Source organism: Pseudoalteromonas shioyasakiensis (assembly GCA_013391845.1).
Classification (GTDB): Bacteria; Pseudomonadota; Gammaproteobacteria; order Enterobacterales; family Alteromonadaceae; genus Pseudoalteromonas; species Pseudoalteromonas apostichopi.
Genome location: CP058414.1, coordinates 3,210,531 through 3,223,255, shown reverse-complemented (window position 1 = coordinate 3,223,255; position 12,725 = coordinate 3,210,531). Strand labels below are relative to the sequence as shown.

10 protein-coding genes are annotated in these 12,725 nt (G+C 40.1%); 3 read left to right on the top strand and 7 right to left on the bottom strand.

Annotated elements, in window-relative coordinates:
* Positions 1-34 precede the first annotated feature (34 nt).
* Positions 35-955: a GTP cyclohydrolase I FolE2 gene (locus HYD28_14735; GenBank protein ID QLE10103.1), complete on the bottom strand. Its 921-nt coding sequence runs from the start codon at positions 953-955 to the stop codon at positions 35-37.
* A gap of 174 nt (positions 956-1,129) precedes the next feature.
* Between HYD28_14735 and arcB the strand changes: the two genes are divergently transcribed.
* On the top strand, positions 1,130-3,457 hold the full coding sequence (arcB, locus tag HYD28_14730; protein QLE10102.1) for an aerobic respiration two-component sensor histidine kinase ArcB: 2,328 nt from the start codon (positions 1,130-1,132) through the stop codon (positions 3,455-3,457).
* A 6-nt stretch (positions 3,458-3,463) separates the two neighbouring features.
* Here the strand turns inward: arcB and arcA are convergent, their stop codons facing one another.
* The 5 genes from arcA to trmB all read right to left on the bottom strand — a co-directional run bounded on the left by arcA (position 3,464) and on the right by trmB (position 8,319).
* Positions 3,464-4,180, bottom strand: coding sequence for a two-component system response regulator ArcA (arcA, locus tag HYD28_14725; protein QLE10101.1), 717 nt, complete (start codon positions 4,178-4,180; stop codon positions 3,464-3,466).
* 105 nt (positions 4,181-4,285) lie between these two features.
* Positions 4,286-4,807 carry a YfiR family protein gene (locus HYD28_14720; GenBank protein ID QLE10100.1) on the bottom strand — a complete coding sequence of 174 codons (522 nt, stop codon included), beginning with the start codon at positions 4,805-4,807 and terminating at the stop codon, positions 4,286-4,288.
* Positions 4,807-6,429, bottom strand: coding sequence for a HAMP domain-containing protein (locus HYD28_14715; protein ID QLE10099.1), 1,623 nt, complete (start codon positions 6,427-6,429; stop codon positions 4,807-4,809). The genes HYD28_14720 and HYD28_14715 overlap by 1 nt, the downstream gene beginning before the upstream one ends.
* A gap of 118 nt (positions 6,430-6,547) precedes the next feature.
* Complete coding sequence (gene rsmC / locus HYD28_14710) at positions 6,548-7,576, bottom strand: 16S rRNA (guanine(1207)-N(2))-methyltransferase RsmC (GenBank protein ID QLE10098.1); 1,029 nt, start codon at positions 7,574-7,576, stop codon at positions 6,548-6,550.
* Between the two features lie 17 nt (positions 7,577-7,593).
* Positions 7,594-8,319, bottom strand: coding sequence for a tRNA (guanosine(46)-N7)-methyltransferase TrmB (gene trmB / locus HYD28_14705; protein ID QLE10097.1), 726 nt, complete (start codon positions 8,317-8,319; stop codon positions 7,594-7,596).
* 200 nt (positions 8,320-8,519) lie between these two features.
* On the opposite strand from trmB, the gene mutY reads away from it, so the two are divergent.
* Entirely contained in the window at positions 8,520-9,599 is a 1,080-nt protein-coding gene (gene mutY / locus HYD28_14700) for an A/G-specific adenine glycosylase (GenBank protein QLE10572.1), read from the top strand.
* Positions 9,600-9,614: 15 nt separating this feature from the next.
* Positions 9,615-9,887: an oxidative damage protection protein gene (locus tag HYD28_14695; protein ID QLE10096.1), complete on the top strand. Its 273-nt coding sequence runs from the start codon at positions 9,615-9,617 to the stop codon at positions 9,885-9,887.
* 51 nt (positions 9,888-9,938) lie between these two features.
* On the opposite strand, the gene HYD28_14690 is transcribed toward HYD28_14695, so the two are convergent.
* Complete coding sequence (locus HYD28_14690) at positions 9,939-12,701, bottom strand: response regulator (GenBank protein QLE10571.1); 2,763 nt, start codon at positions 12,699-12,701, stop codon at positions 9,939-9,941.
* Positions 12,702-12,725 lie beyond the last annotated feature (24 nt).

Genomic DNA, 12,725 nt, shown 5'->3' with positions numbered 1-12,725 from the left:
AGCGTGCCTAAGTGTGTGGAGGTACTCGAAATTTTTAAGCTGTGTATCCGCCTGCAATCCCTTTAACTGCGATTGCTACTGCGTCATGGGCATGAAGTGATTCGTAGTGATTGATTTGCAACCAATAATCTGCGTAGTTATGCTGTTCAAGTAAGCCTTTAATTTTACGTGCAGCATCTTCGCAGAACATTAAGTTTTGACCATTTAAGCGGGCAAATTCTTGCTCATCTTCACGTTTAACTGCCGCTTGCACAGGTGTTTTTAGCTCAGCTTCTAACGCATCAATTAAGCCAACCACATCAAAACTGTCAACGTTACTATCGAGTTTTACTTTCACGTTTGCAATTGAACGCTGTGAGTGTGGTGTAGCAACAATTCCGTCAGTTGTGCCTAGCCATTCTAAAACAGTTTGCTTATCAACATTTTGCTCTGCAAACTTTTCGCTAAACGCATTTTGAATTAATTGACGAGCAAGGGCTGCTGAACATGGGCATGTTGACGAGTAAGTTACATCAACCATTAACTCAAAGCTTAAAACACCTTGGTTGATCTTCGCGATCAGGTGAATAGGGTAGTTTTTCCAACCCACTTTGCCACTTAATAAAGATCTACGACGTAAAGGCAGCTCAAATTTAAATTCGATTTGTGCTTGGTCACTTAAATCATCATGACTACTAATAAAGGCATCAAGTGCTTGGGCAAGTGTTTGTGGATTAACTTGCTGCTCGGTTGATAAAGTGTCTAACGCTAAAAATAAACGCGACATGTGAATGCCTTTCGCGTCTTCTTTATGCAAGTTTACAAAAGCTCGTGCCTTGGCAATTACATTTACAGGGGCAATATTGCGAGTTTCAAAAATGAAAGGAAGTTCAATTTCGCCCATGCCAACCCAGTCTAATTTACCTGTTTGTAGGGCGGGAGCCGTATCAGCAATATCTGGCATCGTGGTTTGCATGGTAATACTCATTCTTTGCAATTATTAAAGCGCGGTATTTTACATGAAAAAATATAAAAAAGCGGCGTTGATGAAAAAATTCTATGTTTATCGCACAATATGAATATTTCTAAAGGAATAGTGATAAAATCAGCTATGCTGTTTTTTTTCGATTATGTGCCTAAGCTTTAATATATGATTGATTCTTCTTTGAGTCCGTGGGCTCGCACACTCTCAAGCTTTATTTCTAAATACGGTGAGTTTAAAACTGCCGCCGCCTGTTATGCCTTATTATTGGTCATGTCACTGATCTTATCGTGCATGTTTTATTATGTAGCAGTCGGTACGGTGACTTTAGTTGATGTTTTGGCGGTGATGTTCTTCACTGCGGTGGTATCGCCGATTTTAATTACTGTGTTGCTTAACTCAATTCGTCAGTTAGAAGCCTCTTACAGCTATCTAGATAGCGCAACCAAACAAGAAAAACTACTCAACCAAACGTTAAAAGACAATATCAGTCGCTTAAATGAAGAGATTGATGAGCGTAAAATGGCGTTTCATGCCAAACACAGAGCAATCGAAGAACTCAGGCGTGAGATTGCCGAGCGTAAGAAAACCCAACAAGAGCTTGCGCAACAAGGTATGTTATTGCGCTCTATTGTCGACTCGTCTCCCGATTTGTTTTATTACCGTGACAACAACGGCGTATTTGCTGGCTGTAATAAAATGTTCGAACAAGTGATAGGGAAAAGCAGCGATGAGTTAATAGGTAAAAGTGTTGAAGAAATCTACCCAAGTGATTATTTACCTGAGGTACTGCGCACCGACAAAAAGGTATCACAAACTCACCAAGCTCTTACTCTTGATGTTGAATATCCAGTAGGGGGTGAAAAGCGTTGGTTTGAAATGCGTAAGTTACCCTTTATTAATGAAAAAGGTGAGTACATTGGTTTACTTGCTTTTGGACGTGATATCACCAGTCGTAAAGAAGCAGCACAAGCACTTGAAGCAGCCTATAAAGATAAAGGTAAGTTCATTGCGACTTTAAGTCATGAGTTAAGAACGCCGCTTAACGGTATTGTGGGTTTAACCCGCATGCTACTTGATACTGAACTAGATAAACAGCAACGTAGCTGGTGTAACACGGTATTTTCGAGTGCCGAAACCCTTGGCAATATTTTTAACGATATTATTGATTTAGATAAAATTGACCGTGAGCAGCTCGATATTGTTGCCGACTCAGTCAACGTGGCCGACTTTATTAATGATGTAGTGAACTTTGCCGGTCTGATTGCTGAACAAAAAGGGCTAGAGTTCAATATTAAGCGCAAAGGTACGCTGGATGTTTACGCATCGCTCGACCCAACTCGTTTACGCCAAGTTGTTTGGAACCTTATCAACAATGCGGTTAAGTTTACTCAACAAGGCCATGTTGAACTTGAATGTCGTCGTGAGAATCGTGCCGATGGTCCGTGGTTAGTTATGCGAGTCAGTGATACAGGGCAGGGTATTCCGCAAGAGCAACTACACCGTATTTTTGACATGTACTATAAAGCACCTGATATCAATGGTACTAATGCCATCGGCTCTGGTATCGGCCTTGCGGTAACGAAAGCACTCGTTAGCGCGATGAAAGGTGAAATTAATGTCAGCAGTACAGAAGGTGAGGGCAGTGTTTTTGTAGTCGAAATACCGCTTCAGTTATGTATTGCGCCTACAGAGCAAAGTTATGCAGTTCGTAGCTTAAACATTCTTTTAGTGGAAGATGTGCCGTTAAATGCTGAAATAGCTACTAACTTACTTGAGCAGCGAGGGCACGAAGTTATTTGGGCTGAAACTGGTGAAGATGCGCTGTCGTTTGTCTATACAGAAGATGACTTAGATCTAGTTCTGCTTGATATGCAATTACCTGATATCAATGGTGATGAAGTAGCTCGTCAAATTCGTGACGATGAACACTTTGATAAGCTGCCAATCGTCGCCTTGACTGCCAACGTACGTAGCGCCGAAGAAGAGCTTGCTGGCATCAATATTCAAGGAGCACTTGCCAAGCCTATCAACACCACTAAACTTGATAAAATGCTCGGCGAGCTATTTGATATCAAACAGCAAAAAAACTGTCAGCCTGAGCCAATCAAAGCCGTGACTGAAAAAGATTTATCAGGTATTCGCATTGAGTTACTCGACATAGAAACCATCGAAGACTTTGTAGGCTCTATGGGGCTGGTTATATTTAATCGTAGCTGTGAGTTATTTAATAAGTTAAACCCTCAGTACCAAACTGAGCTGGCAGATGCCTTAGCGGCAGATGATAGAGAAGAGTACAAATCGGTGGCACACAAATTAAAAGGTGCGGCTGGTTCTGTAGGCTTAAATGATGTGCAGTTACACGCTAAGAAGATGGAACACGGCGCGCTTGATGAAAGTAGTGAAGAGTTACAACTGTGGCTTGATGAACTAGCAGTTAAAATAAATGAAGGGCGTGAAGCCCTCCAATTATTCTTGCAACAGTTAGAAGATTAATTCTAATTAGCTGTCGATTTTACCAATGAAGCGGTAGCCTTCACCATGGATGGTGCTGATTAGCTCAGAAGTGCTGTTATCGCTTTCAAAGTGTTTTCTGATACGACGAATCGTTACGTCTACAGTACGGTCATTAGCGCGAAGCTCACGACCAGTCATGTGCTTGATTAATTGCTCACGGCTGAAAATACGGCCCGGTGAGTCAAGCATTAAGCGTAGCGCGCGGTATTCACCTTTAGGTAAACGCTTCGCATCGCCACTTGGTGATGTTAAACAACGGCTGTTTTCATCAAGTTCCCAACCGTTAAATGTGATAACACCATTTGTTTCGATATTCGCTTCTTCGCCACCAAGGGCTGTGCGTGAAATAAGGTTACGAGCACGAATAGTTAATTCGCGAGGGTTGAAAGGTTTAGTGATGTAATCATCAGCACCAATTTCAAGACCTAAAATGCGATCAACGTCGTTGTCACGACCTGTTAAGAAAATTAAACCAACGTTACGTTTTTGACGTAATTCACGCGCTAAGATTAGCCCGTTTTTACCTGGTAGGTTGATGTCCATAACTACAAGGTTCACATCATCATTATTTGTAAGCTTGTCATGCATATCATCGCCATCAATGGCTTCAATAACTTTGTAACCTTCAGCTTCAAATAAACTAACGAGGTTTAGTCGAGTTACGTCTTCATCCTCTACGATCAGAATGACTGGCGTTTGCATTGTATATTAACCTTTTCGGAAATTTTATTTACAAAAATTCGGTATTATCAAGCAAAACCGAATACTAGAGATTATAGGATTAGATCCAATTGTTAACAAGTAAAATCAATTTGGATAAAACTTAGCCATAGCTAACAATCGAGATTGCACTTTAAAGTTATGCTGCAATACGTGCTGCTTATTGATATACAGTCGGATTTTATTTCCTTCTTGAACCAGAGAGGCTATACCGCCATTTTCTAAAAAGCTGATACTTTCACCTATCGTTAAAGTATCCAATGAAATTGTATCGGTCCAAAGTGGAAGTATATCATTTTCTAATGTTTCATCAATGTATGTGATATCACAAACTTGAGAAAGTTCAGAAATTTGCTGGGTTTTTTTCACTAATATAACTTTGATTGGCTTTTTGTTAATTTGCAGTTCATTTCTATCTTTAAGAAACGCACCAGGGCCTTTATCTAAGTCATAAAAACAGAATGAAATAGGTGGAGGATCCATTTGCTCATTAAACTTAGTGAACTTGGCAATTTGATACAAAAATGCCGATTTTACCTGGTCAGGTGATTTTGCAGATACCGGGCACACAACAAGCAAAGTTAATAAGATACAACTCACTAATCTCATTACGCTGCACCTTCTTGCAACGGCAGGGTAATTATAAAGTGTGTACCTTCTTGGACTAGTTCATCGTATACGATGCTACCACCGAGTGCTTGAGTCACTAGGTTATACACCAAGTGCATGCCTAAACCACTACCACCTTCACCACGTTTAGTCGTCACAAATGGGTCAAAAATACGTTTTCGAATCGATTTTTCTACACCATGGCCATTATCAAAGTAATGAATGCTCAAGCTACTTTCGTTGCGCTCAACGTTAAAGGTGATTTCGTTATTTTGATCGTCACTAAATGCATGTATCACCGAGTTACTTAACAGCTGTTGTAGCACTTGTTGTAACGGTCCAGATTTGGTTTCAATACTAACATCATTGTTGCAGTTAATCGTGATTTTTGGATTACGGTATTGAATTTCAGAGCGCATCGACATCACTACATCGCTCAATAAATTATTTAAGTTTATTTTGGTGGTGACTTCGACATCTTGATTAACGGCAACTTTCTTAAAGCTAGAAACTAGTTCAGCAGCGCGATTTAGGTTGCGATAGATGAGGTCTAAGTTTTCAATGCCGTCATTAATAAAGCGTTTTAAGTGTGCTGAAGTTAGAGTTTTTTGTTCAAATAGGGCATTAATTTCAGCGAGTTTATCACGGAGTAGAGTAGAGCCTGTAATGCCCAAGCCAATAGGTGTATTTACCTCATGGGCAACGCCAGCAACCATTTGGCCTAGTGACGCCATTTTTTCGTTTTCGACGATTTGGTTTTGGTATTGATGCATTCGCTCAAGGGTGTTGAGTAGCTCTTGGTTAGCCTCACGTAATGCGATTGTGCGCTGGTTTACTTTTTCTTCAAGGCTTTGGTTTAGTTGTTTAATCTCTTGTTTGTCTTTTTCGTGGCGCTCAATTTGCTTTTTAGTGCGCGCGAGCATGATGTTTAAGCTGCCAGCAAGTTGATTTATTTCATCAATATTGGTTTTTTTGGCACGAGTTTCATAGTTATGATTTTTCGATACATCTTGCAGCAGGTTACTCAGCTCATCAATAGGGTTTGCAATGCGTTTTTGAATACGTCGAGCAACAAAGTACACCAGAACTAGAACAAATAAGGTGAGCAAAATATCGATGATAATCTTACGATTAATGTACTGGTTTAGCCTATCTAAGCCGCCGCGAACGTACACGTAACCAATGGTGTCGCCTTCGTATACGATAGGTGTTATTAGCTCTATATCTTCATCTTTAAAACGCGGTTCTAATAAATTATCGATGCTACCGACTTTAATGGGTACAGGTGGTGTTCGGTTGGCATTAAAACTACTAAAAAACACTGGTTCGTTTGATAATTCATCGATTGAGTAGATGTGGATGTTTTTAATGAGCGGCACAGACTCAAATGATTTTAAGCGCTCAGATTCTGTTTCGTTATCATCAAACAATACGGTGATTTGTGCATTGTAGGCGATTATTTTCGATAGAATAGAGATTTTATCGACAATCAGTGCTTTTTGTTCTTTGACATCTAAGTAAGTCGAAATAGAAATAGACAAAGACAAACATAACGCAGTAACTAGCATTACCGCATTGGTCAACGCTTTACGAATACTTGTTTGTGTCGAAAATGTCGGCATGCGCTTTTGAAGGCCAGAATTTTTGTTATTAGTAAGAGTTTAGTCTAGCAAAGACAATTGAAAGTAACTAAATATTTTAAAAAATATTTTTACTACGAATAAGCTATTTACTCAACTTTTATTTAGCTGAGTAAACTGCAAATTTAGTATTCTTGAAATCGGTACTGTATTGGCCAAATTGCGCTTCTAAAATAGGTGGGTATTTTAAGAAGCTGTTTGCAACTATGGTCAACTGACCTTGTTTACTTAAGTGCTGCTTAGCTGAGCTAAGAAATGCTTCGGCAATGGTGTAGTCTGTAGCAATACCGGTATGGAAAGGCGGGTTACTGATGATTAAGTCAAACTTACCATTAATATTTGCCAAGCCATCACTCAATACCGTTTGGCCTTTAAGGTGATTTAACGCCAGTGTTTGCTCAGTGGCATAAGTTGCTAATGCACTTACATCGCTACAAACAAATTCAAGCTCAGGCTGCTTTAAACCTAAGTAAGTCGCAATAATGCCGGCGCCGCAAGCAAAGTCGAGTACTTTGCCCTTGCTAATACTTGGCGCATTATTTAAAAGTACCGCAGTACCAACATCAAGAGCACCATGGTTAAATACCCCTGGCACACTGATCGCAGTAAATTCGACTTCGCCCGCTTTTACCTGAAATTGCTTATGGTAACGGCTGATATTAAAGCTATCGTTTAGCGTAAGCTCAGAGAATAAATACAAAATACAGTGCTTAGCACTATCGATTTTGTTACTAAAATTACAGTGGTCTTTTAGCTGTTTCTCTGCTGATTTAACACCGCTTTTATTTTCACCTACCACAAAAAGTTGTACATCTTGATGACAAACAGCACGGATGTTATCAAGGCACATTTGTGCTTCTGGCTTAGCTTTAGGGTAATAGTAGATAACTAAATCGTAGTTACCATGTGGAATAGTGTGATCAACCACAGCATGTACGCCGGCAATTTTGCTGGCATACATGAAATTTGCGTGGTTATAGCTGAACGCGGTAATTACTGAGTCAGGATTGAGTGTTTTAAGTTCGTGTAAAAAGCCATCTTGCTCAAAGTTAACCACTAAAATCGATTTTCCAATAAGTTCGTCTTCATTTCGAAGCAATAATAAACTTGGATTGGTTAACTTACTCATGTTGCTTTTACCTTCTATTACTTAGTACGCTCAAACATTAGATCCCATACGCCGTGACCTAAGCGGTGACCACGTTGTTCAAACTTTGTCAGTGGGCGTGAGTCTGGGCGAGGAACATAATCGTTAGTTTCTGACTGGTTTTTGTAACCTTCAGCAACTTGCATTACTTCAAGCATATGTTCAGCATAGTTTTCCCAGTCAGTCGCCATATGGAAAACACCACCAATTTTTAACTTGCTACGTAATTTTTGCGCAAACTCAGGTTGTACAATACGACGCTTATGGTGACGTTTTTTATGCCATGGATCAGGGAAGAATAATTGCAGCTTAGATAAGCTTTCATCAGCAATACAATCAGCAAGCACTTCAACCGCATCGTGTTCGAATACACGTAAGTTTGTTATACCAGCTTCGTCCGCATCCATTAAACAGGCACCCACACCCGGGCGGTGAACTTCAATACCAATGAAGTTAAGCTCAGGTGCGTTTTTAGCCATTTCAACTAGCGATTTGCCCATGCCAAAGCCGATTTCTAGTACGACATCGTTATCGTTACCAAACACTTCAGCTAGGTTTAGCATGCCATTTTTGTGCTCAAGGCCCATCGTTGGCCAACACTTTTCGATGGCGGCGGCTTGGCCTTTTGTTAGGCGACCTTCGCGCTTAACGAAACTACGAATCGTGCGGATATATTTACCCTCTTGCTTTGCTTGCTCGAGGTTTGGGTTGCTTGAATCATTCATAAATTTGGCCTGATAAAAACACTGACTATAGAAAAAGGTTGCGTATTATCCCTGACCAGCGCCTTGAGTACAATAGTCAGGGCCTGTTTATCTTGCGAGATTAATTTTGACATTGAGGTAAAGCTGCTGCTGTTCGACTTGCTTGGCCTAACTAACTGCAATAGACTTGGCCGCAATGAGCTTCAGCAGGTAAAGACGTTATTTTGAATTTAAGCAATAAGGAGTCAACTTGGTTTGCAAACCAAGTGGTTGACTGGTATCACCTTCACGGCCGTAAAACGCTGCCATGGCAGTTAAATAAAACCCCTTATAAAGTATGGATTTCTGAGGTTATGCTACAGCAGACTCAGGTCGTTACTGTTATTCCTTACTTTGAAAAGTTTATGCAAAGCTTTCCTGACATCATTGCGCTTGCAAATGCGGATGAAGATCAGGTGCTACACCACTGGACAGGGCTTGGCTATTACGCCCGTGCGCGCAACTTGCATAAAACGGCAAAAATAGTCCGCGATAAATACCAAGGTAAATTTCCAACAACTCTTGAAGAGGTGATGGACTTGCCGGGTATTGGACGTTCAACTGCTGGGGCTATCTTGTCTTTATCGCTTGGCCAACATCATCCAATTCTCGACGGCAATGTTAAACGAGTACTAGCACGCTTTTTTATGGTTGAAGGCTGGTATGGAGTGAAAAAGGTCGAAAATCAACTTTGGTCATTATCATCGCAATTAACGCCTAAAGAGTCGGTCACTGAGTTTAATCAGGCAATGATGGATTTAGGAGCAAGCCTTTGTTCGCGGAGTAAATTCGACTGTGAGCCTTGCCCTTTAAATAGTAAATGCCTTGCTTTTAATGAAGGTAAAGTTAAAGAGTTTCCACATTCAAAGCCTAAAAAAGCAGTGCCTAAAAAGTCATGTCATCAGCTTATTCTAGCCTGTGATAATAAAGTACTCATGGAAAAACGCCCAAGTTCAGGGATATGGGGTGGTTTGTTTGGCTTTTTTGAGTTTAGCGAGTTAACTGAGCTGGAAACATTTTTAGCCCAGCATGGTTTATCTAACGATACGCAGGCACTTGAAGCATTTACCCATATATTTTCGCATTTTGAGCTGACTATTAATCCGCATGTTTTAACACTGCCGAACATTCCTGATCTTATCAATGAGCGTCAATTGGTTTGGTATCCGCTTGATGAGTCAGTTGAAGTTGGTCTTGCAGCGCCTACGAAAAAGCTGGTTAAACAATTAAGCGCAATAGATTACAATAGCATCACGCAATAAGAGTAGAGAGCAATTATGGCACGTACAGTATTTTGTCAAAAGTTACAAAAAGAAGCTGAAGGCTTAGGCTTCCAACTATACCCAGGTGAGCTTGGTGAAAAGATTTTCAACAACATCAGTAAAGAAGCTTGGGGCCAATGGCAACACAAGCAAACAATGCTGATCAACGAAAAGCATCTGAACATGATGGACCCAGAGCACCGTGCTTTTTTAGAAGAGCAAATGGTAGGTTTCTTATTTGAAGGTAAAGACGTAGAAATAGAAGGCTACCGTCCACCAGAAAAATAAGCCTATGATCTAAAAGCAAAAAGGGCCGTTGTGGCCCTTTTTTGATAGGTGTTATTCAGTATCTTGCTCTGCTTTTTTTATTTGTTCTTTTAAATACTGCGCTACTTTGGAATATTCAATTTCATAGCTGTCACGCAGTTCAATTAAGTCATCACTAGAAAGTTCATCATCTTTACAGCGTTGTTCAAATACAGCAGCTAGTTCTGCAACTTTCATTGCGCCAATCGTTTTTGAAATAGACTTGAGCTGATGACAGGCTGATATAATGGCCTCTAGATCCTGCTCAATGACACCACTGTTGACTTCCTTACTTAGCTGGTAGCTTTGCTCTAAGTACATTTTAAAGAAGCGTAGTTTTTTGTTCTCGTCAGTACCAACATAATCAGCCAATACATTCATATCGATTGGTGCTGCCGGTCTTTTCACTTCGAGCTTAGTAGCCTCAGGGTTCGTTTTGTAAGCGCATTTGTGTAATGTGGCTTCTAGTACATTTAATTCAACTGGCTTAGTGATGTAATCGTTCATACCTATACTCAAACAGCGCTCTTTTTCACCTTTAAGAGCATTAGCTGTGATGGCAATCACGTAAGGTTGTGCATTGATATCTTCAAGCTGTGACGCTTCATTACGAATTATTTCAACCATATCGTAACCAGACATTTTTGGCATATGTAAGTCGGTCAGAATAATTGAGTGTTTTCCTTCACGCCATGCTTCAAGGCCTTTTTCACCATTTTCAGCCAGCTCAACACCATAGCCTAGCAGGTGTAGTTGATCGGTTAACACTTGTTGATTTAGCACGTTATCTTCAACAAGTAATACTAGCTTATTTTCTTCGCGGGCTTTATCAACACTTAAGTAGTCGTTAAGTGATTTTTTTGAAGTTATTTGTTTTGGTTTATGTAAACCAGCTGCCACAAGTAGCGACATCATAAAGTTGGACTTGCATAGCGGTGCTGCGTTTAGGTAGAAAATATTTTTATGATTTACGGCGGCTTCGTCCAGTTTACTTAGAACTATAACTTGTTGTTTATTATCTTCTAGGGTGTAGAGTAAGCGGCGCAAGATATAGTTAATATCTTCCATGCTCTCGATACCATCGAGGATCCAAATAATATCTTTTTTATCCTGTTCTACTTCGATTATATCGCTGTTGTCAGCGATAACAGGAGTTGCTCCCATAAATGATAGATAACGAGTAAGTATCTTTTTACGACCATCATGGTTAGTTACAACCACTACGCGTTGGTTTTTCATTACCTGCTTATGAGCATATTCAACTTTACCTTGTGTACTAAAAGGTAATTCGACAACAAACTCACTGCCTATTCCTAGGTCACTAGATACAGAAATAGTTCCTAGCATTAGCTCAGTTAAGCTTTTGCAAATAGATAAACCTAAGCCCGTACCACCGTATTCACGGGTGATTGAGCCTTCAGCTTGAATGAATGGGTTAAAGATCTCGCGAAGCTGTGCTTGCGTCATACCCTTACCGTTGTCTAATACACTAAAACGCAGGGTGTAGTGGTCAGTGGTGTTTTGTGCCACCTCTACCGAAATCTTGACGTGTCCTTTACGTTTGTCGTCTGTTGAGGTGAACTTAATCGCATTACTACATAAGTTATAAAGAACTTGGCGAACTCGCACTGTATCACCAATCAAGTTCGTAGGAATATCAGGGGCAATAGCAAGTTCTAATTCAAGATCACGCTTTTTAGCAACCGATGATAAAACACGAGCGACTTCTTCAATGGTGTCTGACACAGAAAAAGGAATGTTATCGATGTTTAATTTACCCGCTTCAATTTTCGAGAAATCGAGAATGTCATCTAATATTCCTAATAATGAAAATGCAGAATCACGAATAATTGTGCTTAGTCTGTGCTGTGCACCATCTAGCTCTGTTTGGCGCAGTAAATCAATAGTTCCGATAACCCCGTTCATAGGGGTGCGAATCTCATGGCTCATGGTCGCCAAGAAAGTAGTTTTAGTTTCGTTTGCCTGCTCGGCTTTTAGGGTTGCTTGCTCAAGAGCAAGGGTTCGCTTGTGTACTTCATTTTCAAGGCTGCTTTGTAGTTTTTGTAAATCAGCCTGAGAAGCTTTGTTTTCCGTTATAGCTGACTGAACTTTATTTAGAAGCAAGTTGATGTGTCTAGCTACAGAGTTTAATCCAAAATCCAATTCTTCAGTTACGTGGGTCTGATAATCTGCATTTTCGGTAATTGCTTTTAACTCTTGACTCAAAGCGCTACTGCTTTTACTAAAACGTTTATTGATAAAAATGCTCAGTGCGAAGGATAAAATAATTAATGCAAGAAGAGTCATGGCTGCAAGGGCGAGTGAAACCCCTTTTGATTGTGTAACAGGCTGCTCAGATGGATGTTGTTTTACTATAAGTTCACCGACAGGTTGGTCATTAAGTTCAAGTACAGTGTGAATGAGTGAGTTTTGTTCTAGTTGTTGGTTTACTTTACTTGGCGTTATGAGCTTTTTGTTATTAGCGTAAACCAGTGAAACGTCACCATTGAATTCGTATCTATACAAGTAATAATCAAAGTTAGCCTGAAGGAGATGTGCTAAGTCTAAAACTTCTTTTACTTTGTCTTGACCTGGCATAGTTAATGCGCTGACAAGTGGAGAAGTGAGTTGAGCTGATAGTTGCTGAGCTGTTAATTGAGGTTTATCTATCTTTTGTGGTTTATTACTAGTTGGATAAAAGGAATAAGCAACAACCGCTAGCAAGGCGATGACAAGGTTCGTGATTATAAAAAGCGGTAAGAGGCCTTTAACAGGTGAATTCGATTTACTTGGCATGGCATTAGTCCAACAATTAAACAG